The sequence below is a fragment of the Nocardioides sp. genome (genome assembly GCF_030019515.1).
Classification (GTDB): domain Bacteria; phylum Actinomycetota; class Actinomycetes; order Propionibacteriales; family Nocardioidaceae; genus Nocardioides.
Genome location: NZ_JASEEQ010000013.1, coordinates 94,613 through 118,917, shown reverse-complemented (window position 1 = coordinate 118,917; position 24,305 = coordinate 94,613). Strand labels below are relative to the sequence as shown.

Here is a 24,305-nt window from a genome sequence, read left to right as displayed (position 1 = left end):
GCGTGACGACCTTCGCCGACGTCCTGGCGCGCCAGCTGCGTGCCGACTCCGCCCGCCCGCTCATCACGTTCTACGACGAGGCCACCGGGGAGCGGGTGGAGCTGTCCGTGACGACCTACGCGAACTGGGTCGCGAAGGCCGCGTCGCTGCTGGCCGAGGAGCACGACCTCGAGCGCGGCGGCTCGCTGTGTGTCGACCTGCCCGCCCACTGGCTCGCACCGGTGTTCCTGGGCGCCGCATGGACGGTCGGGCTGGTGGTGACCGGCCCGGAGGACGCGGGGCCTGACGGCGGCGGCCCGGACGCGGTCGTGTGCGGCCCCGGCTCGCTGGAGCGGTGGGCGGAGCGGGCCGATGACCTGCCGGTGCTCGCCTGTTCGCTGCTGCCCCTCGGCGTGCGCTTCGCCGAGCCGTTGCCCGCGGGGGTCCACGACGTCGGGGTCGAGATCTGGTCGCAGCCGGATGCGTTCGCCCCGTGGGACCCGCCGGGCGCCGACGACCTCGCGACGGCGGCGTCGTACGGCGGAGCCACCCAGGGCGAGACGTGGAGCGCGGCCGCCGCCGGGAGTCTTCTCACCGACGGCGGCCGGCTTCTCACGGGGGCGAACCCGGCTTCCCCACCGGGTATCGCCACCTTCACCGAGCCGCTCGTTCGCGGCGGCTCGCTGGTTCTGGTCACCCACGCCGGGCCGGAGCGTCTCGAGGCGATCTACGCCGCCGAGCGTGCCACGGCCCGCTTCCCTTGATCGCGGACGACCAGCCAGTCCTCTCCCCTTGGGGTGCCGGGCTAGCCGGCCAGGTCGTACTCCCCCATCCCCTCGGCCAGGAAGCGGCGCGGCTTGAAGCCGGTCGCCGTTCCCTGGAGCAGCCACAGGTAGCCGGTCGCCTTCTCGCGCACGATCAGGTCCGGGTGCCCACTGAGCATCTCGTCGCTGATCCCGATCACCCAGTCGTACGGCGTCAGGTCGAGGCCGAGCGCCTTGGGGTTGGTCAGGCCGCCGGGCCCGTTCCCGGGGAACAGGGTGAGCCTCGCGCCGCTGCGGAACAGTGAGTCCGGAGCGCCGTCGCCGTCCCACCGCCCGACCGGCACCTGGCGTCCGGCGGCGATCCGCCCGTGCGCGACGTAGCTGGGCTTCAGCCCCGCCAGGCCGTTGCCGGGGTAGATCCGCATCGCGCTGCCCCGCGGCTGGCCCATCAGGTCCGGGTAGCCGTCGCCGGTCATGTCGCCCACGGCCGCGAGCAGTCCGACGTCCTTGAACCCGGTACCGATCCTGGTGGGCCGCTCGAAGTGGCCGGTGCCGTCGCCGCGGCGCACGAACAGTGCCCCGGTCTGCTTGTTCCGGTTCACGATGTCGCCGAACCCGTCGCGGTCCCAGTCGCCCGCGTTGAGCACCAGGTTCGCGTTGGACAGGCCGGCACCGATCGCGATCGGCTTGCCGGTCTCGAACCCGCCGCTGTTGGGGAAGACCAGGACCCGTCCGCCACTGCGCGCGACCACGTCGGCGGTGGCGTCCCCGAGGACCTGGGCGGCGCCCACCAGGCCGCCCACGGAACGGACCCGGGTCACGGGCCCGAACGGCCGCCCGAACGTGCCGTCCCCAGTGGCCGGGACCACGAAGCCGTTGCCCGACGAGCCGTCCCGGACGAACAGGTCGTTGCGGCCGTCACGGGTGAGGTCGCCGATGCCGGTGATCGTCGACCAGCGCTGCCACGAGCCCGCGAGCTGTACCCGGGTGCCGAAGCCGCCCTGGGCGCGCCCCGGGTGCAGCCACAGCGTGCCGTTGGCGTCGCGGCCGAGCAGGTCGGCCCGCCCGTCGCCGTTCAGGTCGCCGGCACCCACGAGCATCGTGTAGCCGCCCCAGGCCGTCCCCCGCCGGACGAGCTTGAAGCCGCCGCCGCTGCGGCCGAGGTAGGTGTCCAGGCGTCCGGTCTCCGGCCAGCGGGCGACCAGGTCGTTGAGGCCGTCGCCGTCGAGGTCGCCGACGGCGGTGATCAGGTCGCGGCCGGCGAGCGAGCGGAACTGCTTGACCGCAGCGCCGAACGTGCCATCCGCGGCACCCGGCCGGACCCGCGCGATGCCGTCGGCGGAGCGCACGACCAGGTCACCGATGCCGTCGCCGGTCAGGTCCGGCGAGGCGAGCACCGTGTCCCCGGAGGCCAGGCCGGTCAGGCCGGTGACGCCCTTGCCGAAGCCGGTCATCCCGCCGGTCGGGATCACGAAGCCCTGGCCGTCGCTGGCGCGGCGGACGATCAGGTCGGGGTGCGGGGTGGAGGCCAGGTTCGACTCCAGCTCGCGTCCCGCCCAGCCGCGCTGCGCCTCGGCGGCGAGCCGGCGGATCTCCGGGAGCTTCGCGTAGAGGTACCTGCCCGGGCACGCGGTCGACGCCGCGTCCCGGTGGCCGTTGATGGCCTCGAAGTACTTCGACCCGACCCACTGCTTGGTCGAGGACGCGTCCACGCCGTGCAGCGAGAGCTTCCAGGCGAACAGCGCGCCGTAGGCCTGGACCATCGCCTGCGAGGGCTGCTTGATGTCGTAGTTGCCGATCGCCGACATCGCGAAGGCGTAGTCGTTGTAGTTCAGGGTGTGGGCGCCGACGACGGGGCGGTCGATGCCGCCGTACCGGCCCTCCCAGATCCTGCCGAACCGGTCGACCAGGAAGTTGTAGCCGATGTCGGACCAGCCGCGGGACTGCGTGTGGTAGGCGTAGATGCTGCGGATGATCCCGGGGACCTCGGCGCGCGAGTAGTCGTTCGCGTTGACCGTGTGGTGCACGAAGCCGGCGTGCACCTCGAAGTAGTGCAGCGAGCTCTTCTCCCGCATCCGCTCGTCGGCACCCCACTGGGCGCGCGAGTAGATCGTGGGCCGGGGGGTGTACGTCGCCGCCTGCAGGTCGATCTCGTCGCCGCCGTCGGTGCCCTCGCCGGGGTCGGTCGCCAGCGCGGCGGTCTGCGCCGACGCGTCGCCGGGGGCGCCGTCCATGGTGTTGGTGTCGAGCGCCGGCTTCTCGACCGCGGTGCGCGCCGCGGCGCCGGGGTCGACCACGGCCAGCCGGAGGTCGGGCGGCAGCGCGCCGGTCGAGGACGCGCGGACCTGCACCTGGTCGACGTCGCCGACGAGTAGGGCGTCGGTGCCGGGGCGGGCGTGTCGGGCCTCCTGGCTGCCCGGATCGGGGCCGTGCTCGAGGTCGTACTCCAGGTCCATCCAGCCCGACCAGCTCGCGCCGGTGCGGGTGCGGACCGCGAGGCTGATCGTGTCCTCGGGCACCGTCGTACCGTGGGCCCAGGTGACGCCGACGGCGCCGTAGCCGACCACGGCCTCGGGTGCGCTGGTCACCTCGCCGCCACCGAGCGCGCCGGCCTTGGTCCGGCTGCTGACGGCACGGGGCGCGGCCTTGGAGCCGGCGGGGGCGGTGAGGGGGTACTCCGCGACCGTCGGGTCGACCGCCTCGGTGGGGACCTTCGAGGGCCGGGCGCTGGCCCGGGTGTACGCGGACAGGTCGGCCGCGAGCGGGTCCTGACCGGCGCTGCCGGTCGGCAGCTCACGGACGACGTCGAGGCTGACGACGCTCGCCGCGGGGGTCAGTGCGGCGAGCACGACACCGAGTGCCAGCAGCTGCTGACAGGCGGTGACGAACGTGGTCTTGCTGGGGGGCATCGAGGTACTCCATGTGCGCGGGGAAGTTCACACGTGGAGCAACTGTCACACCAGTCACAGGGGCCGGGAAGAGGAATTGAGTAACTACAATCTTGTAATTTCCAGTCGACACGCCGATGACTTCAAGATTTGTCAAGAAACTTCACCGCTGTAATTCGCGTCTGGCTCGTCGGCTTCGCCGCCGCGCCGGCCGCGAGCTCGGCCACGGGGTGAGGGCCCCACGCTCTGGTTGCGGTGGGCGCTCGGCTGCGGACCGCCACCTGAGGCGGTGGCCCGGGATATCCGCGGATGGCTATATGTCGGCGCCGAGCTCGTCGTCGGTCTCGCCGGGGTTGTGCTCCTCGCCGTCGGTGTCGTCGTACTTGACGAACTTGATGCCCTCGTCGACGTTGCCATCGAAGGCGAGCCGGCCCTGCTCCAGCACGATCACCCGATCGCACATCTTGCGGACCGAGCCGGCGGCGTGGCTCACGTAGAACAGAGTGCGGCCGCTCTCCCGGATCTCCTGCATCTTCGCCAGGCACTTCTGCTTGAACGGCTTGTCCCCGACCGCAAGCACCTCGTCGGCGAGGAAGATGTCGGAGTCGACGTGGATGGCGACGGCGAAGCCGAGCCGGGCGAACATGCCCGAGGAGTAGTGGCCGACCGGGGAGTCGAGGAACTTGCCGATGTCGGCGAACTCCGCGATGTCGTCGAACTTGCGCCGGGTCTCCGCCTCGCTCATGCCGAGCACGGCCGCGTTGAGGAAGACGTTCTCCCGCCCGGTCAGCTGCGGGTGGAAGCCGGCGCCCGTGGCGATGAGTCCCGCGATCCGACCTCGGGTGAGGACGGTGCCGCTGTCGGGCCGCATCACGCCGTTGATCAGCTTGAGCAGGGTGCTCTTGCCCGAGCCGTTGAGACCCATCAGCCCGATGGACTCCCCCTGCTCGACCGTGAACGAGACGCCGTCGAGGGCCTTGAACGTGTTGCTGATGTCGCGTCCCTTGATCGCAGCCACGGCCATCTGCTTGAGCGTGCGGTGGTAGCGCAGCGTGAAGGACTTGGTCACGTTGTCCACGACGATGGAGGTGCTGCTCGGGTACGTCGTCACAGCTGCTCCGGGATCCGGTTCTCGAACCGGGCGAAGACCCGCTGGCCGATGAGCAGCATCACCGCCGCGATGCCCAGCGCGAGGAACCCGTAGGCGAACAGGTTGTCGGGGATGTGCTCGGCGTGGGTCGTCGCCGGATCCTTCGTGCTGCCCACCCAGAACGCCTGCTGGACCAGCAGCACGGCGTCCGCGATCGGGTTGAACAGGTAGAACTGGGCGAAGCTGCCGAACCTCGCGTCGACCAGGCTGTAGGGGTAGATCATGGGCGCGCCGAAGCGCACGAAGTTCGTCAGGATCGACACGAAGCTGCTGACGTCGCGCAGGAACACGTTGGCCACGCTGAACATCAGCGCCAGCGAGGTCCCGAGCATCGCGATGATCGCCAGTGCGAGCAGGAACCCGAGGAGGTAGACCGGGTCGGGCGTCCAGCCGGTGAGCAGGACGATGATCGTGAGGATCACCAGCTGCGGCCCCATGTGGTACAGCGACACCAGCATCGAGGCGACGGGGAACATCTCGCGCGGCATCGCCATCTTCTGCACCAGCGCCCGGTTGCGCACGATCGAGCGGGTGCCGGCGTTGAACGTCTCGATGAAGAACTGCACGACGATCAGCCCGCAGAAGACGTGCACCGCGAACATCTCGGTGCTGCGGCCCATGATCTTGCCCATCACGAACCAGTAGATGAACAGCTGGGAGAGCGGGTTGATGTAGGACCACAGCAGCCCCAGGACCGAGCCCTGGTAGCGCGCGCTGAGCTCGCGCTGCACCAGCATCCGCAGCAGGTACCGCCGCCGGAACACCTCGATCAGGCCGGCGCGGGGGGCCGGTGGGGTCAGCGGGGCATCGACCACGTGGCCGGCCTCAGTCATCGGCGTCCGGGCCGTCCGTCCACGGCCGGAAGGTCTCCTCCCATGCCTCCGGCGAGGTGACCTCGCCGAGCTTGGCGCGGTACTCCTCGGCCAGCCGCGGCCACTCGCGCTTGAGCCGCTCGTGGATCTCGAGGGTCTTCACCATCTGCTCACGGAACAGCTGGGGGTCGCGACGGTAGAACGCCGCGGAGGCGCCGTCGTTCATCGAGACGACCGCGGAGTCGTACGACGCGAGTCGGTACCACTTGGCGTCCATGGCCCGGACCTCGGCCTCGGGGTTCTCCTGGGAGAGCTCGCGCGGGGGCTTGAGCTGGCGCAGCGGCTGGAGGCCGGCGCTGAGCAGCAGCGAGAGGCGCCCGGGGATCTCCGTGCCGTCGCGTCCCTTGCGCGGGGGCTTCTTGCGCCGGATCGCGGGGAACGCGTCCGGGTCCACCTCGAGCTGCGCGTCGGTGAACCGCTTGCGGATCGCGTTGATCTCGGCGAGCCGGTTCGGCAGCATCTCGTGCAGCTTGTCCGGTCCGGCCAGCACGTCGAGCAGCGCCTGGTGCCGGATCTCCACCGTCGAGTACTGCATCGAGACGAGGTGGGAGATCTGGTGGTTGCGGCTCTCGCGGATCATCCGGCCGCCCTTGGGGTACGGCGAGTGCAGCAGCGCCGCGATGAACCGGTTGCGCTGGTGGAAGTAGGCCTGCCAGTCCAGCCCGTCGTTCTTGTCGGTCCACGGCACGTGCCAGACCGCGGCGCCCGGGAACGTCACCGTCGGGTAGCCGGCCGCCTTGGCGCGCAGCCCGAACTCGGAGTCGTCCCACTTGATGAACAACGGGAGCGACAGCCCGATCTCCTCGAGGACCCGGCGCGGCACCAGGCACATGAACCAGCCGTTGAAGTCCACGTCGATGCGCTTGTGCAGCCACCGGCTCGAGCGCAGGTTGCGGCCCGCGAGGTCCCAGTCGCTGTAGGTGTCGAACGGTGACTGCCACCAGAAGCGCCACGGCTGGACGATCTCGCCGAAGCTGTGCAGCCGGGAGCGCGAGTAGATGTTGAACATGTGGCCGCCGACGATCGTGGGGCGGCGCGCGAGGTCGGCGAACGTGATCGCGCGGATCACGCCCTCGGGCTCGCACACGATGTCGTCGTCCATCATCATCGTGTACGTCGCGGTGCCCTTGCGGATCGACTCGAGCTGGCCGCGGGCGTAGCCGCCGGAGCCGCCGAGGTTGCCCTGGTCGATGACTCGCAGCAGGTCCCCGAGCGCACCCTGGGCCTTCGCGAAGTCCGGCGAGTCGACCACCTTGTCGGTGCCCTGCTCCATCACGAAGACCGTGTCGAGGTAGGGACGCACCTCCTGGTCGTCGCCGAGCTGGCCGAGGAGCTTCGCGCAGAAGTCCGGGCGGTTCATGGTCGTGATCGCGATGTCGACGGTGCCGTGCTCGGCTCGGTCCTCGGGGACCTCGGCGGTCCACTCGGCGCTCTCGACGACCACGTCGTCGTCGCCGGCGATGATGTCGTACCAGTACCAGCCGCCGTCCACGAACGGCTTCAGACTGAGGTCGAAGCTGAACGTGCTGCGGCTCTCGGCACCGGTGCCGGCGGAGGCGACGCGCTGCGAGTGGCCCTTGGCCATCGACTTGTAGACCAGGAGGGTGGCGCCCCGACCCGCGACGGTGACCGTCAAGGTGACGTCCTTGACGACCGTCCAGCGGCGCCAGTAGCTGGCCGGGAACGCGTTGAAGTAGGTGCCGAACGAGAGCCGGTCACCCGACTTGACCCGCAGCGCGGTGCGCGACTCGATCTGGTCGGGGTGGATCGTGTGGCCGGTCGCCGTGGACTGCCGGATCGCGGCGTTGTTGAGGTCCTTGGCCGCGCGGCTGCCGCCGATCTCGTACTTGTCGGCGTCGAGCCGGGCGTCCTCGGGATCGACGTACAGCGCGAGCACGTCGAAGTCGCGGTCGACCGGCAGGATCTGTCGCTGGAGCAGGCGGGTCGCTGTCATGCGGGGTCCCCTCGAAATTGTGGGCCGGAGGAGCGCAGCGGGGGAAGCAGAGGACGTGGGGTGCTCAATCGTCGACTCCTCCGCTGGTGAGGGGCACGCCTTCGGCGAAGTGCGGCCGGAGCTTGTTCTCGAACATGGAGAGGGCCGAGCCGATGGCCATGTGCATGTCGAGGTACTTGTAGGTGCCGAGGCGGCCGCCGAAGAGCACCATCGGCTCCTTCTTCGCCAGCTCGCGGTAGCGGAGCAGCTTCGCGCGGTCCTCGGCGGTGTTGATCGGGTAGTACGGCTCGTCGCCGTCCTCCGCGAAGCGGGAGTACTCGTGGACGATGACCGTCTTGCCGGGCAGGTGGGTCTTCGCGCGCTCGGGATGGAAGTGCTTGAACTCGATGATGCGGGTGAACGGCACGTCCTGGTCGTTGTAGTTGACGACGCCGGTGCCCTGGAAGTCGTCGACGTCCTCGATCGACTCCTCCAGGTCCACGGTCCGCCAGGAGAGCCGGCCCTCGGAGTTGCCGAAGTACTCGTCGACGGGGCCGGTGTAGACGATCGGGACCTTGCCCTTGTAGTCCTCGGCCCTGAATCGATCGGTCTGGGCGAAGAAGTCGGTCTCGAGGCGGACCTCGATGTTCGGGTGGTCGGCCATCCGCTCCAGCCAGGCGGTGTAGCCGTCGGTCGGGAGGCCCTCGTGGGTGTCGCTGAACCAGCCGTTCTCGAAGGTGTAGCGGACCGGGAGGCGCGTGATGATCTCCGCGCTGAGCTCCTTGGGGTCGGTCTGCCACTGCTTGGCGGTGTAGCCCTTGATGAACGCCTCGTAGAGCGGCCGGCCGATCAGGCTGATCGCCTTCTCCTCCAGGTTCTGCGCGGCCGCGGTGTCGATCTCGCTGGCCTGGCCCGCGATCAGCTCGCGAGCCTCCTGGGGGGTGTGGCTCCTGCCGAAGAACTGGTTGATCAGGCCCAGGTTCATCGGCAGCGAGTAGACCTGGCCCTGGTACTTCCCGAACACCCGGTGCTTGTAGTCGGTGAAGCTGGTGAAGCGGTTGACGTACTCCCACACCTTCTCGTTGGAGGTGTGGAAGAGGTGGGCGCCGTACTTGTGCACCTCGATCCCGGTCTCGGGCTCGCGCTCGGAGTACGCGTTGCCGCCGAGGTGGTGGCGACGCTCGAGCACGAGCACGTTCAGGCCCAGGTCGTTGGCACAGCGCTCGGCGATCGTGAGGCCGAAGAAGCCGGAGCCGACGACGACGAGGTCTGGAGCAGAGGAGGCCACGATGCGTCAGTCTACGGACCGGGACGGCACGGACCGCATCGTCCGCGCGTCGCGCATGGCCCGGATCACATTGCGCGCCTCGGCCCGCCCGCCCCGCAGCGGGCTCAGCACCACGACCGCGGCGGCCACCGCCCAGGGCTTGAGCCGCACCAGGACGTTCTCGCCGTACCTCAGGTGCACGACGAACAGGTTGCGGTACATGAAGTAGCCCTTCCACCCGCTCAGGTCGTGCTGCTGGTCGAAGGGCAGCTGGCGCACGAGCACCGCGTCGCGGACCGCCCAGATCCGGTAGCCGGCGCGGCGCGCGCGCACGGCGTAGTCCACGTCGTCGTAGAAGATGAAGAACGACGGGTCGGGCAGGCCGATCGCGTCCACGACCTCCCGGCGCAGCAGGAACCCCTCGAACGCGACGTTCTCGAGCTCGACACGGCGCGGCATCCGGTCCCGGCTGCCGTACTCGGTCTCGACCATCGCGGTCTTCGGGCGCACCGCGAGCGGGTTGCGCAGGTCGAAGCGGAGGGCGGCCTTCTCGACCAGCCGGCCGTGGGTGTCCTGTCGCACCGACATCAAGCAGGCCTCGTCCTGGCCCAGCAGGACCTCGAGGCAGTCGGGCGCGGGCACGACGTCGTCGTCCATCAGCCAGATCCGGTCGTGCCCGGCAGCGTGCGCCATGCCCACCCCGAGGTGGAACCCACCGGCGCCGCCGAGGTTCTCCTCGACGTGGGTGACCTGCAGCGGCAGCCCGGGGCGGGCGGTGGCCACCTGCTCGGTGAGCAGCGCGCGGGTGTGGTCGCTGCTGGCGTTGTCGATGACGAAGATCGCGTCGGCCGGCCGGGTCTGGGCGGCGAGGCCGTCCAGCATGTGCGCGAGCAGGTCGGCCCGGTTGTAGGTGACGACCACGACCGCGACGCTCTCCCGCGCGCTCATCGCAGGAACCTCCGGTGCCCGCCGAAGTCGCCGCGGAGACCGGCGTACATCGCGCGGACGCTGAGCACCAGCCGACGGGGGTCGGGGCGGGTGAACGTGTAGAACCACGCGGTCTTCGCCACGAACGCGAGCGCATGCGGCCAACCGCGGTACTCGCGCAGGTTCAGGAGGTTGTTGCGGGCCATGCAGTAGTGCTTGAGGTCGCTCGGGCTGTGGTTGTACGTCGTCCGCCCGAACATCATCGGCGCGCCGAGGCTCCCGACCGCCGGGTGGTGGACGCGGGCGCCGACGACGGTGGCGATCCGGGCCCCGGCCGCCTCCGCGCGCAGCCGGTACTCGTGGTCGTCGCCCCAGATGAAGTACTCGGCGCGCGGGAGCCCGATCCGAGCGACGAGCTCGCGGGTGACGAGCACGCCGTTGAAGGGGATCACGATGCCGTCGATCCGGCCGTCGGCCGCCGCGCGCTCCACGTCCGGCAGGCCGTGCACCACGCGGGTGCCACCGGGCAGCCGGATCGGGAAGACCAGCCGGTCCGGCTGGTCCTGGTCGACGACGACCGGGCCCCAGAAGTCGAGGTCGTCCTCGGCGAGCAGGCGCGAGAGGCAGTCCGGCTCGGGCAGTCCGTCGTCGTCCATCAGCCACGTCAGGTCGGCGCCCCGCTCCATCGCCCAGGCGAGGCCGTCGTGGAAGCCGCGCGCGCCGCCGCCGTTCTCGGCCAGGGTGCGACCGAGCACCGGGGTCGTCGGGCGCCCCTCGCCCGCGTCCCGGTCGTCGAGGCCCGCGAGCCACTCCCCGCTGCCGTCGGTCGAGGCGTTGTCGACCACGAGGATCTCGCTCAGCTCCGGCACCTGGTCGAGGCGCTCGAGCAGCCGTTGCAGCAGTCCGAGCCGGTCGTAGGTGACCACGACAGCCACCACGCGTCGGTGCTGGGGCTGCTGGCTCACGCGTCCAGCCTAGGGTCCGAGTCGACGCGACCTGCCCGGGGGCGGGGTCCGAGTCGGCGCAACTTGCCCGCGGACGCGAGCCGAGTCGGCGCAACTTGCCCGCGGGCCGGGCAAGACGCGCCGACTCGGCGGTCTGGGGTGAGCAAGACGCGCCGACTCGCCCCTAACAGGCGGAGCCCAGGTCGTCGGCCTCGTTGGCGGCGTAGCCGGTGCTGAACGAGCCGATCGAGCCGCCGGTGACCGGGTCGCCGTCGTGGCGCTTCTGCTTGTTCGGCGGCGGGGCGGTGCCCTCGGCACGGTCGATCGACTCGGCGACCTTCGTCTTGATCAGCCTGATGTCCGGATCGGCCGTGTTGATCATCGGCGGCACCAGCGAGAGCGTCGAGACCTTCTGGTTGCGGGCCTTGAGGGCCAGCGAGATGAACCGGTCCACCTCGCTGCCGGGGATGTTGGTCGAGATCATCGCCGAGCTCGCGTCCGCGATCTTCTCGAAGTTGCGCAGCGCCACCTGCGGGCTGATCTGCTGGAGCATGGCGTTCATCACGCACTTCTGCCGGGCCATCCGGGAGTAGTCGTCGGAGTCGTCGCGGGCGCGCGCGAACCACAGCGTGTCGTGGCCGTCGAGCCTGCGGACGCCCGGCTGGATGTAGCCGGTGACGTCGTCACCGAGGCCACCGACCGGGATCGGCTGGCGCACGTTGAGGGTGACCCCGCCGACCGCGTCGACCAGGTCCTTGAAGCCCTCGAGGTTGACCATCGCCCAGTAGTTGATCTTCAGGCCGGTGATCCCCTCGATCGCCATGATCGTGGCGTCCACCCCGGGATTGTCGGACCCGCGGAACAGCTCGGTGTTGTCGCCGGCCCAGGTGCTGACGCCGTTGAGGTAGTCGGCGTCGAAGCCGTCGGGGAACTGCTCGTGCATCACCGATCCCCGCACGAACGGGAAGTTCTGCATGTTGCGCGGCAGCGAGATCAACACCGTGCGCCCGGTGTCGGCGTCGATGCTCGCGACGGTCATCGAGTCCGGGCGAAGTCCCCAGCGGCCCGCGCCGGAGTCGCCGCCGAGGAGCAGCACGTTGTAGCGGCCGTCGTGGGCGCCGGTGACCTGGTCGCTGCCGAACATCGTGAGCATCAGGTGCCGCTGCACGCCGACGAGGTGCGCGCCGAAGAGGAGCGAGCCCGCCACGGTCAGGCACAGCACGCCGTTGACGCCGACGACCGCGCGCCGGTGGCCGAGGCTGAGCGTGAGCGGCTGGCCGATCCGCCAGGCGTCGAAGAAGAGGACCGCCCACCCCGTGGCGAGCGCCATCAGCCCGACCCGGATCCAGAACAGCGCGAAGGTGTCCGAGGCGAGCCGGAAGATCAGCTCGTGCCAGAAGATCCCGACGACCAGCGTGGCCAGGAACGTCGCCACCAGCACGAGCCAGATCCGCAGCGCGGCGATGCCGACCCTGCGGTTGCCGGCCACGAGCTGGGCCGAGCCGGGGAGGAGCAGGGTCATCAGCATCAGGGCCATGGCCCTGCGGAAGCGCACCCGAGCGGCGCGGTCGACCGCGGTGGAGCGCGGACCGTGGCTGTCATGCGACCCGGGGGAAGAGACGGGCGGCATCGAGATGCCTCTCTGCTGTGGAACGGGGAAGGGTACTGCTGCTCGCCAGTATCACCAGTCACACCCGTCACAATCCGGCGCGACGCGCCGAAGGACCTGCGATCAGGGGCCGGGGTGGCGGCCCGCCTCGATCGCCTCGCGCCGCGACAGCCGGTTCGCCCGGCGGATCTCGGCCTCGCGCATCCGGCGGATCTCGTCCGGGGTCTCCGGCACCAGGCCCGGCACCCGGCGCGCCTGCCCGGCCCCATCGATGGCGACGAACACGAAGTACGCCGACGCCACGTGCAACGAGGTCGTCGACGGGTCGTTCCACGGCTGGGTCTCGACCCGCACGCCGATCTCCATCGAGGACCGGCCGGCCCAGTTGACCTGTGCCATGGTCCGGACGATGTCGCCGACGTGCACCGGCTCCAGGAACGCCATCTCGTCCATGACCGCGGTGACCGCGGGCCCGCCGCTGTGCCGCGCCGCGACGGCGCCCGCGGTCGAGTCGGCCAGCTTCGCGATCTCGCCGCCGTGGATGTTGCCCAGCAGGTTCGCGTGCGCGCTGGAGGTGACCACTGCCAGCGAGACGCGTGCGTAGGACGGCGGCAGGCCGTGCAGGTCCGGATCCGGTGCCATGCCGGCACGCTACCGCCGGCGTGCGACCACCCCGGCGGTCAGTGGCCCGCCAGCGGCTCGACCGACCGTGACGCCGGTCGGAGGAACCGCATCGGGGAGCCTCCTCGGACCCGTCGTGCGCTCGTAGGGCCTTTGGGCCCAGGACCCCGGGGACCCGCGGCGCCCCGGCAGGGGCCGGTCGGCCCGGGTGCTCGGGCAGGCACGCGCTGAGACTGGTCGCGGGAAGGAGTCCCCGGTGGACCGACTCACACCGCTCGCCGACGCGTTCCTCGAGGTCGAGGACGTCGACCCTGCGGTCTCGCTCGTCATCGGCTCCCTCGCGGTCTTCGACGGGCCCGCGCCGCGGTACGACGAGTTCCTCGCGCTGGTCGACGCGCGGCTCCCCCTGGTCCCCCGCTACCGGCAGCGGCTGCGGACGGTGCCGTTCGACCTGGCCGCGCCGGCGTGGGTGGCCGACGAGCACTTCGACCTGCACAACCACGTGCTGCGCGCCGCCGTGCCCCGCCCCGGCGGGCCGAGCGAGGTCGCCGGCCTGGTGGCCGCGCTGATGGCGCCCCGCATGGACCGGTCCCGCCCGCTGTGGGAGTCCTGGGTGATCGAGGGCCTTCCCGACCGGCAGTGGGCGGTCCTCTCGCGGGTCCACCACTGCCTCGCCGACGGGGTCTCCGGGACCGACCTCTACCGGCTCTTCCTCGACCTGGCGCCGAACACCTCGCCACTCGTCCCGGCGCCCGCCCCGTGCGGTCGTGAGCAGACCCCGACGGCCTTCGCGGCCCTCGGCCTCGGCGAGCTGGCCGGCTACCCGGCCCGGGTGGCGACCGCCGTCGGCCGGCTCTCGCGCACGCCGGTCCGCTCCGCCAACGCCGTCGCCCACGCCGCCCGGGGCCTGCTCGACCTGAGCGGCGCCGCCCGGCCCGTGCACCCGTCCTCCCTCCTGGGCCCGATCGGCGCCGACCGGCGGTTCACCTGGGTCGAGGTCCACATGTCCGAGGTCGCCGACGTACGCCGCCGGTGCGGCGCGAGCGTCAACGACGTCGCGCTCGCGGCGATCGCCGGTGGGTTCCGTCGGCTGCTGCTGGGCCGGCGCGAGAGCCCCGACGCCAGGACGGTCCGCTCCCTGGTGCCGGTCTCGACCCGCGCCAAGGGCGACGAGTCGGTCACCGACAACCAGGTCTCGCTGCTGCTCCCCTACCTGCCGGTCGACGTGGCCGACCCGGTCGAGCGGGTGCACGCCGTGCACCGGCGGCTCCGCCGACTGCGCGCCCACCACGAGCCGGAGGCAGGCATGAGCATCACCTCGACGGCGGAGCTCGGCCCCTTCCCGCTCGTGTCGTGGGGCCTGCGCACCGCCTGGCGGTTCCCGCAGCACCAGGTGACGACGGTGACCACGAACGTCCCCGGCCCCCGCGTGCCGCTGTACTGCCTGGGCCGGCCGGTGCGCTCGATGGTCCCGTGGGTGCCGATCGCCGACCACGTCCGCGTCGGCATCGCGATGCTCTCCTACCAGGACGCGTTGGCCTTCGGGCTGACCGGCGACCACGAGTCGGTGCCGGACCTCCAGGTGCTCGCCGACGGCATTGCGGAGTCCTGGTCGGAGCTGGCGGCACGGTAGCGTCGGGGCATGACTGATCGCCCCCGGGGGGACGGCGAGCCCGGGGACGGGTCTCCCGACTTCCACTGGCTGTACGGCGGATCCGGTGACCCGGACCGTGAGCCGCGACCCGACGAGACCCGGGTGATGCCCACGGTGTCGCGTCCCGGGCAGACGCCACCGCCCGTGCCTGCGCCCGGCCGGCCGGCGACCCAGCCCGGCCGCCCGACGCCCCCTCCACCCGCGGCGCGCCCTCCCGCCGGCCGGCCCCGCGGCCGTCGCCGGGGGCCGGGGTTCTGGCTGCGGATCGTGCTCGCGCTGCTGCTGCTCTGGGTCGTCTACCTGGTCGCGGTGCCGCTCTGGGCGTGGAGCAAGGTGGACAAGGTCGACTTCGAGCCGTCCGGCGACCGCCCGGGCGACCAGCCCGGCACGACGTACCTGCTCGTCGGCAGTGACTCGCGGGCCGGGCTGAGCCCCGAGGAGCGCAAGCAGCTCGGCACCGGCAACGCGGCGGGACAGCGCACCGACACGATCATGCTGCTGCACACCGGCGACGGCCCGAACCTGCTGATGTCGATCCCGCGCGACTCGCTCGTGGGGATCCCGGGGCACGGCACCACGAAGATCAACGCGGCCTACGCGTACGGCGGCCCCCAGCTGCTGGTCCGCACCATCGAGCAGAACACGGGCATCCGCGTCGACGACTACGTGGAGATCGGTCTCGGCGGGCTCGCCGGGGTGGTGGACGCCGTCGGCGGCATCACGATCTGCCCGAAGCAGGCGATGAAGGACAAGCTCGCCAACCTCGACGTCGAGAAGGGCTGCCAGGAGGCCGACGGCACGACCGCGCTCGGCTACGCCCGCTCGCGGCACACCTCGAGCATCGGTGACATCGACCGGGTCAAGCGCCAGCGCGAGGTCGTCGCCGCCGTCGGCGACGAGGTGGTCTCGCCGTGGACGGTGCTGAACCCGGTGCGGTACTGGCGGCTGTCCAACTCGGTCCCGGACTTCTTCGCCTTCGGCGAGGGCACCAGCCCGCTGCGTGCGGCACTGTGGGCGTCGTCGATGACGCACGTGAACGGCGAGAACGGGCTCAGCTGCGTGGTCCCGATCGCGGACCTCGCCGTGCACTGGGACGCCGAGCGGTCCAAGCAGATGTTCCGCTACATCATCGAGGACAAGACCGACGACGTGCCGGCCAGCCTGTGCACGCCGACCGGCCTGCCGAGGAGCGTGACCGGATGAGCTACGAGACCCTGCGCTGGTCGGTCGACGAGGACGGCATCGCCACGTTGACGCTGGACCGCCCCGACCAGCTCAACGCGTTCGACGTGACCATGGCGCGCGAGCTCGAGACGGTCTTCCGCACCGACGCGGTCGAGGACGACGTCCGCGCCGTCGTGGTCACCGGTGCCGGCCGTGCGTTCTGCGCCGGGATGGACCTGTCGGCCGAGGGCAACGTGTTCGGGCTCGACGAGTCGCTGCGCCCGACGCCCGAGGAGTTCCGGGCGGCGTACGACGAGCCGCCGTACCACGACGGGGTGCGCGACACCGGTGGCCGCGTCACGCTCGCGATCCATGCGCTGCCGAAGCCGGTGATCGCGGCGATCAACGGCCCGGCGGTCGGGATCGGCGCCACCATGACGTTGGCGATGGACCTGCGGCTGGCGTCGACCACGGCTCGGATCGGCTTCGTCTTCGGCCGCCTCGGCATCGTCCCGGAGGCGGCGTCGAGCTGGTTCCTGCCGCGGATCGTCGGGATCCAGCAGGCCCTGGAGTGGGTGTACTCCGCGGAGATCCTGAGCGCCGACGCCGCGCTCGCCGGCCGCCTGGTGCGCAGCGTGCACGAGCCGGACGAGCTGCTCCCCGCGGCGTACGCCCTGGCCCGCTCGTTCGTGGTCGGCCGCTCCCCCACGGCGCTGGGCCTGGCGAAGCGCCTGCTCTACCGCAACAGCGCGGCCGCGGACCCGCTCGAGGCGCACCTGTCGGACTCGCTGGCGATGTACTGGTCCTCGATCGGCGATGGGAGGGAGGGCGTCACGGCCTTCCTGGAGAAGCGGGCGCCGACCTTCACCGGCCGGGCCTCGGAGCTGCCACCCGTGTTCTAGGGCCGTCGTTCTAGGGCCGTCGTTCTAGGGCCGTCGTTCTAGGGCCGTCGTTCTAGGGCCGTCGTTCTGGAGCCGACGTCCTGGGACCGTACCTACGCTGCGGGGCCGGACGACGCGTCGGACTCGGCCAGCATCCGCTCGCGGAGCCGGCCCAGGATCCGGTTCAGCAGCCGGGAGACCTGCATCTGGGTGACGCCGATGTCGGCCCCGATCTCGGCCTGGGTGCGGTTGCCGAAGAACCGCAGCTCGAGGATCCGCCGCTCCCTCGGCGTCAGCCCGCGCATCAGCGTGGCCAAGGTGATCCGGGCCTCCGCCGTGGCGAACGCCGGATCGACCGCGCCGAGCCGGTCGCCCAGGGAGTCGTCGCCGTCGACGGCCACGATGTCGAGCGACGCCGGTGCGAAGCAGCCCGTTGCGCCGAGGGCGTCGAGCACCTGCTCCAGGTCGACCTCGAGGTGTCGGGCGAGGTCGCTCGGCCGCGGCGAACGGCCCAGCTCCTGGGCCAGGTCGCCCTCGGCGGCCAGGATGCGCGACTGCAGCTCCTGGATCGAGCGCGGTGGCCGCAGCGCCCAGCCGAGGTCGCGGAAGTGGCGTCGCACCTCGCCGCGGATGGTCGGAACGGCGAACGAGAGGAAGTCGTGGCCACGGCCCGCGTCGAACGCCCTGACCGCCTTGACCAGCCCCAGGTAGGCCACCTGGTCGAGGTCCTCGGTCGCGATCCCGCGCTGCCGGTAGCGCCGGGCGCAGTCGCTGGCGACCCGCATGTTGAGCCGGACGATCTCGTCGCGGATCCGGTGGGCCTCCTGGTCGGATGCCGCTTCCAGCTCCTCGAAAAGCCGGGTCGTGGCCTCTCGTCGGTGCTCCATCTCGCACCTCCTGGGCGATGGTCGGCGGGCGCGCGGGGCGCCCGCCGTTCCGATCCTCGCAGCGGCCCACAGGCGGCACACCACCCTTATGGGGGACCGAACGGTTCCTTCTCGGCCGCGGTTCTCGCGCGGATTTGTCGTCAGGTCGGCCGGTCACCGGCCGAACGAGGAGGTACGGCCGACGCCGAACGCGACCACCCGTGCGCTCGACGAGGCCGTTCCACTGAACGAGGCCGGGGGACCATGGACGCGACGGGTGTGAGCACGACTGCCGCGACCAGGACCGCGACGACAGCCGTCGCAGTGGCCTGCCTGGGCATCACGGCGCACCTGGTCGCACCCTCGGGCCGCGCGGGAGACCTGACCTACCTGATCGGCGCGACTGCAGCGATGGTGATCGCCTGGGCGGGCGTGCTCCGCCGCCCCGCAGGTCGGAGCGTGGCCGTGCTGATCGCGGCGGCCGTGAGCGTGACCGTGGCCGGCGACGTGCTCGAGCGGTGCGTCGTGGGCTGGGCCGGGCTCGACGACGCGGCCTGGCTCGCGGCGGTCGCCTACTTCGCGGGCTACCTGGTCCTCGGGGCGGCACTGCTCCGACTGCTCGCCCCCGCGGCCGGCCGGCGTCGACTGGCACGTCTCGACCCGCTCCTCGAGGCGGCGACCATCGTGACCGTGGCGGTGCTGCTCGTGTGGACGGCCTCCACCACAGCGGCGTTCGAGGCGAGCGACCTGAGCGTCGCCGAGGGGGCGCTCCAGCTCTCGACGCCGGTCGCGGACCTGACCCTGCTCGCGTTCGCGGCACGTGCGGTCGTCGTACGTCGCGGCCGGTCGGCGGCCGGGTGGCTGATGACGGCCGCGCTCGGCACCTGGCTGCTGACGAGCAGCGCGTTCGTGGCGGTGGGAGGCACGCCCCCCGACCGGCTCGACGCCGGCTGGCTGGTCGGGATGCTGCTCCTCGCATCGGCGGCCCTGCCGCGGGATCGCACTGCGCCGGCAGTCCAGGCGGACGGGAGGGCGGTGCGCCGCAGCCACACCACGCGGATGCTGCTCGCGATCCTCCCGGCGGCCGTGCCCCCGGTGGCGCACCTGGTGACCCACCACGACCAGCACGCCCTCTACGTCCCGTACGTCGGGATGGGCGTGCTGCTGCTGATCACGTTGATCCGCGTCGGACGACTCCTGGCATCCGAGGACGCCGCCCACGCCGAGCTGGCCCGCAGCCACCAGTACTTCCAGGCGCTCGCCGACAACACGGTGGACGCCATCCTGGTCGTCGACGAGCGTCTCGACGTCGTGTTCTCCTCCCGTGGCGTGGAGGAGTCCCTCGGCCCCTCGAGCCGGCGCAGCCTGCCCGCGTGGGCCGAGGCCGCCGGGCTCCGGCTGCACGACGGGCTCGAGGACGCGCTGGAGCGGACCCTGGCCGCCCCCGGAAACGTCGTGCAGGCGGAGCTCCATCTCGTGCCGGCGGAGGCGGAGCATCGCTGGGTGCTCGCCCGGTTCGTCAACCTCCTCGACGACCCCGTCGTCCGCGGGATCGTCATCTCGCTGTCGGACTCGACGGCCCGCAAGGAGATGGAGCTGGAGCTGGAGCGGGCGCGCGACGACGCCCTGGCCGGCTCGCGCGCCAAGTCGACGTTCCTCGCCACGATGAGCCACGAGATCCGGACACCGCTCAACGGCGTCCTCGGGCTGACCGAGCTGATCCTGACGACCCGTCTGGACGGCCAGCAGGACCGCTACGCCGAGGGGATCCGGGTGGCCGGCGAGGCACTCCTCCAGGTCATCAACGACATCCTCGACTTCTCGAAGATCGAGGCCGGCCATCTGGAGCTGGACGAGGTCGACCTCGACGTCGCACGGCTCCTCGACGAGACCGCGCGGTTGGTCGCGGGGCCCGCCCAGGAGAAGGGGCTCGAGCTCGTCGTCCGCTGCTCGCCCGAGGTGCCGCTCGGGCTGCGCGGCGACACCGTCCGCCTGCGCCAGATCCTGCTCAACCTCGCCTCCAACGCGATCAAGTTCACGACGACCGGCGAGGTCCTCGTCTCGGCGCGCCTGGACCGGGCGATGGCCTCGGACGTGGCCACCGTGCGCTTCGAGGTCCTCGACACCGGCATCGGCGTCGACCCCGACCAGCGCGAGCACCTGTTCGACGCCTTCACCCAGGCCGACTCCACCACGACCCGGCGCTTCGGCGGCACCGGGCTGGGGCTGGCGATCAGCCGCCAGCTCGTCACCGCCATGGGCGGCGAGATCGGCGTCGAGCCCCGCGCGGGCGGCGGTAGCCGGTTCTGGGTGGTGGTGCCGCTGCCCGTGAGCGCCGTCCAGCCCTCGCCCCGTACGGCACTCGCCGACGCCTGGCAGGGACAGCCCGTCCTGCTCGTCGACGACAGCGAGGGCTGCCGCACGGCGCTGGCCGAGCAGCTCACGCGCTGGGGCATCGAGGTGGACCAGGCGTCCTCGGGCGAGGAGGCCCAGGTCCTGCTGCACCGGGCGGCAGCCGCGGGCATGCCGTACCGCCTCGCGCTCCTGGACCTGTCGATGCCCGGCCTCAACGGCCTCGAGCTCGCGTCGTGGGTCCAGGCCACGCCCGAGCTGGCCGGCACGGCGACGATGCTGCTCACCTCGGGCACGGACGTGCTGCCGACCGCCTCGCTGCCGGCGGGGCTCGCGGCCCGCCTCGTCAAGCCGGTGCGGCCCTCGGCGCTGAGCGAGGCGATCTCGAGACTCTCCCTCGCCCCCGGCGCCACGCCCCGGCCGGAGCCCGCCACCAGGAAGCCGGACGCCCGACTCCTGGTCGTCGAGGACAGCGAGGTCAACCAGCTCGTGGCCGTTGGCATCCTCGAGCACCTCGGCTACCAGGTCGACGTCGCCGCGGACGGCCTCGCCGCCCTGGAGGCGCTGCGCACGCGGAGCTTCGACGCGGTGCTCATGGACTGCCAGATGCCCGTCATGGACGGCTACCAGGCGACGGCCGAGATCCGTCGGCTGGAGCTGGGGGGCCCCGGCCTGCCGGTCATCGCGATGACCGCCTCCGCGGTCGCCGGCGACCGCGAGCGCTGCCTGGCGGCGGGCATGGACGACTACCTCACCAAGCCGGTGACGGGGGCGGGCATCGAGGCCGTCCTCGCGCGTTGGCTCCGGCCACCCTCGGGGGCGGCAGCCGGTCCGGTGTCCGCCGACGCGTGAGCCTCAGCGGCCGACGGCCCGCTCGAGCTCGGCCTTGTTCATCGACGAGCGCCCCTTGATGTTCTTGTCGCGGGCCTCCGCATAGAGCTGGTCCCGGGTGCGTCCCCCGGGCCCGGAGTGCGAGCGCAGCCCGCCGCGGCGGGAGGAGGAGATGTCCTCGGTCGACGTCCGGCTGCGCTGGCGCGCCTCGCCGCTGCGGGCGCGCTCCTTGTTCACCGTGCGCGCGGCGATCTCCTCGGCCTCGTCCTCGGAGCGTCCGCGCTCCTCGAGACCGTCCTTGATGTGGTCGTACTGCCGCTCGCGCTTCTTGCTCCACTGCTGCTGGGGCATCGGTCGACCTCCTCGGCACTCGGATGCCCACCGGTACCCAGCCGGCCGGCCCGGATGCGCGACCGCCCGGGCCTGGTGCCCGACGACGACCCACGGAACGCCCGGAGGCACCGACCGGCTCGATGGGCGCGGGTCAGAGGTCGCTCTGCACTCCCGCGAGGAGCTGCCGGGCCATCACGATCCGCTGGACCTGGTTGGTGCCCTCGTAGATCTGGGTGATCTTGGCGTCGCGCATCATCCGCTCGACCGGGTAGTCGCGGGTGTAGCCGTAGCCACCCAGGACCTGCACGGCGTCGGTGGTGACCTCCATCGCCACGTCCGAGGCGAAGCACTTCGCCGCGGCCCCGAAGAACGTCAGATCGCTGTCGCCACGCTCGGACTTCCCCGCCGCCGCGTACGTCAGCTGCCGGGCCGCCTCGACCTTCATCCCCATGTCGGCCAGTAGGAACTGCAGCCCCTGGAAGTCGCTGATCGGCTTCCCGAACTGGCGCCGCTCCTGGGCATAGCCCAGCGCGTAGTCCACTGCCCCCTGGGCGATGCCCACCGCCTGCGCCGCGATCGTGACCCGGGTGTGGTCCAGGGTCCGCATCGCGATCTCGAACCCGGTGCCCTCCGCCCCGATCATCCGGTCCGCACCGATCCGGACGTTGTCCAGGTAGACCTCCCGGGTCGGCGAGCCCTTGATCCCGAGCTTCTTCTCCGGGGCACCGAAGGAGACGCCCGCGTCGGACTTCTCCACCACGAAGGCGCTGATCCCCCGGCTGCGCTTCTCCGGGTCGGTCACCGCCATCACCGTGTAGTACTCCGACTCCCCCGCGTTGGTGATCCAGCGCTTGACCCCGTTGAGCACCCACGTGTCACCGTCGCGCACCGCGCGGGCCTTCATGCCCACCGCGTCCGAGCCCGCATCCGGCTCGGAGAGGCAGTAGGAGAACCCGCCCTCACCACGCGCCAGCGCCCCCAGGTACTTGACCTTCAGCTCCTCCGAGCCGGCGATCTGCACCGGCAGCGACCCGAGCTTGTTCACCGCCGGGATCAGGCTCGAGGAGGCACACGCCCGGGCCACCTCCTCGATGATGATCACCGTGGCCAGGGCATCCGCACCGGCACCGCCGTACTGCTCGGGGATGTGCGGAGCGTGGAAGTCCGCGGCCAGCAGCGCCTCCGCCGCCTCGCGGGGGTAACGGGCGTGCTCGTCCACGTCGGCCGCGAACGGCGCCACCTTCGCATCACATACCGCACGGGCCGCCTCGCGGACGGCCTGGTGCTCCTCGGAGAGGGCGTAGAGAGAGAACTCGGTGCTCATGGGTCGGACTCTATCCACGGGCAACCGTGCTGTCCGGGCCGGGCATGCGAACGCCCGGCCGGGGCAGAACCCGGCCGGGCGTTCGTCGGTTCGCGTTGGATCAGGGCGTCACTTGATGATGGCCGAGATCGGCTTCCCGGCCGCGTCCTTGCTGTCACCAGCGGTGAACCCGTCTCCCTTGTAGCTGAAGACGGCCTTCTTGCCCTTCAGCGCCTTCGGGAAGGTGAAGACGGTCTTGCCGTTGCTGTTGAGCTTCTCGGAGAAAGCCTTCTTGCCGACCTTGGCGACGACCTTGCCGGACGGCGTGCTGTACTCGTTCGTCACGGTCACGTTGACCTTGTGCCTCCTGACGGCCTTCACCGTCATCTCGCTGGCCTGCTTCCCCAGCGTGACAGTGCCGAGGGTCGCCGGCGCGTCGGTCGAGCACGCGACCGGCACACTCGGGCTCCCGTGGGACGTGCTGGAGAACGTGAAGGCCCCCGGCAGCTTGACGTCGTAGGTCCCAGCCTTCGGGGTGGTGAACGTCTCGTTGATGCCGGTGGCGTTCACCGTGGAGGTCCCGTTGCCGTTGTCGGTGATGTCCGTGACGGTGAGCGGAGCCCCGATCGTCGCCGCACCGAGAGTCATCCCGAAGTCATCGACGGTGCCACCGTCGATCCCGGCGCCCTGCAGGAGAACCGAGGGAACGGTGAGGTGGGCCTCCACGCCGAGCAGCGGGGTGATGGTCAGGCCCGCGGGCGCGGTCGGCGGGAGCAGCGGCACCGAGATCGCCAGCGGGAAGTCGCCCAGCACGCTCCCAAGCGCCGAGCAGGTGTACGTACCGGTGACGTCGGCCGCCTCGGCCGCGCTGGTGGTGGCGCCGACCAGCGCACCAGCAGCGAGGGCGGAGACGGCACCGGCTACCGCGGTGCGGGTGGCAAGACTGCGAAGATTCATGGAAAGTGCTCCCTCCCGAGCAACTCAGGTCGCGCTACCACTCGGTAGCGCGAGATCGGGTCACGGTAACTCCTCCGCGACGCGGCCGGGGCCAGAACCTCAGAACTCTGATCGATTCCTGCGATTTCCCTCCTGACTAGGCTGGGACCATGGCGGACTGGCAGGACCCGGAGCGGGTCCGGTTCATGCTCGACGACTGCGAGACCTGGGCGGTCGTGGGTCTCTCCGGCGACCCGAGCCGGACGGCGTACTCCATCGCCGCCCTGCTCCAACAGCGCGGGAAGCGGATCGTCCCGGTGCACCCGGACGCCCCGACGGTGCTGGGCGAGCCGGGCTACCCGACCCTGGCCGACATCCCGTTCCCCGTGGACGTCGTGGACGTCTTCCGGCGCTCCGAGGCGGCCGGTGAGTTCGCCGACCAGGCCGTCACCATCGGCGCGAAGGCCGTGTGGTTCCAGCTCGGCGTGATCGACGAGGACGCGTTCGCGCGGACGACGCAGGCGGGCGTCCCGATGGTGATGGACACCTGCCCCGCGATCGAGTGGCGCAAGCGGCGCTGAGCGGCGGATGAACCTCGTCGTCCCGCCCGGGCCGGGCCTGCCCTCCGGCCTCGTGGTCCCGGAGGCCGAGCTGGTGGAGCGTTTCTCCCGGTCGCCGGGGCCGGGCGGGCAGTCGGTGAACACCACCGACAGCCGCGTCGAGCTGGAGTACGACGCGGCCGTGTCGACGGTCCTCACCGACGCTCAGCGTGCCCGGGTCGTCGGCCGGCTCGGCTCGCCGGTGCGGGTGGTCGCCACCGAGCACCGCTCCCAGCACCGCAACCGGGTCGCCGCCCGGGAGCGGCTCGCCGAGCGGCTCCGCGAGGCCCTCGCACCGCCGCCCCCACCCCGTCGCCCGACCAAGCCGACCCGCGGCTCCCAGCAGCGCCGGCTGGACGCCAAGAAGCAGCGCGGACGGACCAAGTCGCTGCGCGGGCGGGTCCGGGACGCCTGAGGCCGAGCGGATGGGGC

20 protein-coding genes are annotated in these 24,305 nt (G+C 71.5%); 7 read left to right on the top strand and 13 right to left on the bottom strand.

Annotated features, from left to right (window positions below; translation table 11 throughout):
- The first annotated feature begins 2 nt into the window (after nucleotides 1–2).
- Complete coding sequence (locus tag QMC84_RS17720) at nucleotides 3–743, top strand: TIGR03089 family protein (protein ID WP_300376992.1); 741 nt, start codon at nucleotides 3–5, stop codon at nucleotides 741–743.
- 41 nt (nucleotides 744–784) lie between these two features.
- Here QMC84_RS17720 and QMC84_RS17715 read toward each other — a convergent pair whose 3' ends face one another.
- The 9 genes from QMC84_RS17715 to QMC84_RS17675 form a co-directional block, all read right to left on the bottom strand.
- Complete coding sequence (locus QMC84_RS17715; protein WP_300376989.1) at nucleotides 785–3,652, bottom strand: FG-GAP-like repeat-containing protein; 2,868 nt, start codon at nucleotides 3,650–3,652, stop codon at nucleotides 785–787.
- Nucleotides 3,653–3,944: 292 nt separating this feature from the next.
- Entirely contained in the window at nucleotides 3,945–4,742 is a 798-nt protein-coding gene (locus tag QMC84_RS17710; RefSeq protein ID WP_300376988.1) for an ABC transporter ATP-binding protein, read from the bottom strand.
- Nucleotides 4,739–5,614: an ABC transporter permease gene (locus tag QMC84_RS17705; RefSeq protein ID WP_300376986.1), complete on the bottom strand. Its 876-nt coding sequence runs from the start codon at nucleotides 5,612–5,614 to the stop codon at nucleotides 4,739–4,741. The genes QMC84_RS17710 and QMC84_RS17705 overlap by 4 nt, the downstream gene beginning before the upstream one ends.
- Complete coding sequence (locus QMC84_RS17700; RefSeq protein ID WP_300376984.1) at nucleotides 5,607–7,607, bottom strand: glycosyltransferase; 2,001 nt, start codon at nucleotides 7,605–7,607, stop codon at nucleotides 5,607–5,609. The genes QMC84_RS17705 and QMC84_RS17700 overlap by 8 nt, the downstream gene beginning before the upstream one ends.
- 64 nt (nucleotides 7,608–7,671) lie before the next feature.
- Nucleotides 7,672–8,874, bottom strand: a complete 1,203-nt coding sequence (gene glf, locus QMC84_RS17695; protein WP_300376981.1) for a UDP-galactopyranose mutase — start codon at nucleotides 8,872–8,874, stop codon at nucleotides 7,672–7,674.
- Between the two features lie 6 nt (nucleotides 8,875–8,880).
- Nucleotides 8,881–9,801 (bottom strand): glycosyltransferase family 2 protein, encoded by a 921-nt coding sequence (locus tag QMC84_RS17690; protein ID WP_300376980.1) that lies wholly within the window; start codon nucleotides 9,799–9,801, stop codon nucleotides 8,881–8,883.
- Nucleotides 9,798–10,745, bottom strand: a complete 948-nt coding sequence (locus tag QMC84_RS17685; protein ID WP_300376978.1) for a glycosyltransferase family 2 protein — start codon at nucleotides 10,743–10,745, stop codon at nucleotides 9,798–9,800. The genes QMC84_RS17690 and QMC84_RS17685 overlap by 4 nt, the downstream gene beginning before the upstream one ends.
- Before the next feature lie 163 nt (nucleotides 10,746–10,908).
- The gene (locus QMC84_RS17680; protein ID WP_300376976.1) at nucleotides 10,909–12,261 is read right to left on the bottom strand and encodes an LCP family protein; all 1,353 of its coding nucleotides are present in this window, start codon (nucleotides 12,259–12,261) and stop codon (nucleotides 10,909–10,911) included.
- A 195-nt stretch (nucleotides 12,262–12,456) separates the two neighbouring features.
- Nucleotides 12,457–12,975 carry an acyl-CoA thioesterase gene (locus QMC84_RS17675; RefSeq protein ID WP_300376974.1) on the bottom strand — a complete coding sequence of 173 codons (519 nt, stop codon included), beginning with the start codon at nucleotides 12,973–12,975 and terminating at the stop codon, nucleotides 12,457–12,459.
- 235 nt (nucleotides 12,976–13,210) lie between these two features.
- Between QMC84_RS17675 and QMC84_RS17670 the strand changes: the two genes are divergently transcribed.
- From QMC84_RS17670 to QMC84_RS17660, 3 genes are read left to right on the top strand one after another with little or no spacing between them, the layout of a single operon-like run.
- Nucleotides 13,211–14,587 carry a wax ester/triacylglycerol synthase family O-acyltransferase gene (locus QMC84_RS17670; protein ID WP_300376972.1) on the top strand — a complete coding sequence of 459 codons (1,377 nt, stop codon included), beginning with the start codon at nucleotides 13,211–13,213 and terminating at the stop codon, nucleotides 14,585–14,587.
- Between the two features lie 9 nt (nucleotides 14,588–14,596).
- The gene (locus tag QMC84_RS17665) at nucleotides 14,597–15,811 is read left to right on the top strand and encodes an LCP family protein (protein ID WP_300376970.1); all 1,215 of its coding nucleotides are present in this window, start codon (nucleotides 14,597–14,599) and stop codon (nucleotides 15,809–15,811) included.
- Nucleotides 15,808–16,674: a crotonase/enoyl-CoA hydratase family protein gene (locus tag QMC84_RS17660; protein ID WP_300376968.1), complete on the top strand. Its 867-nt coding sequence runs from the start codon at nucleotides 15,808–15,810 to the stop codon at nucleotides 16,672–16,674. The genes QMC84_RS17665 and QMC84_RS17660 overlap by 4 nt, the downstream gene beginning before the upstream one ends.
- A 92-nt stretch (nucleotides 16,675–16,766) precedes the next feature.
- On the opposite strand, the gene QMC84_RS17655 is transcribed toward QMC84_RS17660, so the two are convergent.
- On the bottom strand, nucleotides 16,767–17,540 hold the full coding sequence (locus QMC84_RS17655; protein ID WP_300376966.1) for a SigB/SigF/SigG family RNA polymerase sigma factor: 774 nt from the start codon (nucleotides 17,538–17,540) through the stop codon (nucleotides 16,767–16,769).
- A gap of 258 nt (nucleotides 17,541–17,798) precedes the next feature.
- Here QMC84_RS17655 and QMC84_RS17650 point away from each other — a divergent pair, with 258 nt between their 5' ends.
- Complete coding sequence (locus tag QMC84_RS17650) at nucleotides 17,799–20,723, top strand: PAS domain-containing hybrid sensor histidine kinase/response regulator (protein ID WP_300376965.1); 2,925 nt, start codon at nucleotides 17,799–17,801, stop codon at nucleotides 20,721–20,723.
- Between the two features lie 3 nt (nucleotides 20,724–20,726).
- Here the strand turns inward: QMC84_RS17650 and QMC84_RS17645 are convergent, their stop codons facing one another.
- From QMC84_RS17645 to QMC84_RS17635, 3 genes are all read right to left on the bottom strand, one after another.
- Entirely contained in the window at nucleotides 20,727–21,053 is a 327-nt protein-coding gene (locus tag QMC84_RS17645) for a plasmid stabilization protein (RefSeq protein ID WP_300376963.1), read from the bottom strand.
- Between the two features lie 133 nt (nucleotides 21,054–21,186).
- Nucleotides 21,187–22,359: an acyl-CoA dehydrogenase family protein gene (locus QMC84_RS17640; protein ID WP_300376961.1), complete on the bottom strand. Its 1,173-nt coding sequence runs from the start codon at nucleotides 22,357–22,359 to the stop codon at nucleotides 21,187–21,189.
- A 108-nt stretch (nucleotides 22,360–22,467) separates the two neighbouring features.
- Nucleotides 22,468–23,295 (bottom strand): hypothetical protein, encoded by an 828-nt coding sequence (locus tag QMC84_RS17635; protein WP_300376959.1) that lies wholly within the window; start codon nucleotides 23,293–23,295, stop codon nucleotides 22,468–22,470.
- 149 nt (nucleotides 23,296–23,444) lie between these two features.
- Here QMC84_RS17635 and QMC84_RS17630 point away from each other — a divergent pair, with 149 nt between their 5' ends.
- Together QMC84_RS17630 and arfB are read left to right on the top strand one after the other, a co-directional pair.
- Nucleotides 23,445–23,855 carry a CoA-binding protein gene (locus QMC84_RS17630; RefSeq protein ID WP_300376957.1) on the top strand — a complete coding sequence of 137 codons (411 nt, stop codon included), beginning with the start codon at nucleotides 23,445–23,447 and terminating at the stop codon, nucleotides 23,853–23,855.
- A 7-nt stretch (nucleotides 23,856–23,862) separates the two neighbouring features.
- Nucleotides 23,863–24,288 (top strand): alternative ribosome rescue aminoacyl-tRNA hydrolase ArfB, encoded by a 426-nt coding sequence (gene arfB, locus QMC84_RS17625; RefSeq protein WP_300376955.1) that lies wholly within the window; start codon nucleotides 23,863–23,865, stop codon nucleotides 24,286–24,288.
- Nucleotides 24,289–24,305 lie beyond the last annotated feature (17 nt).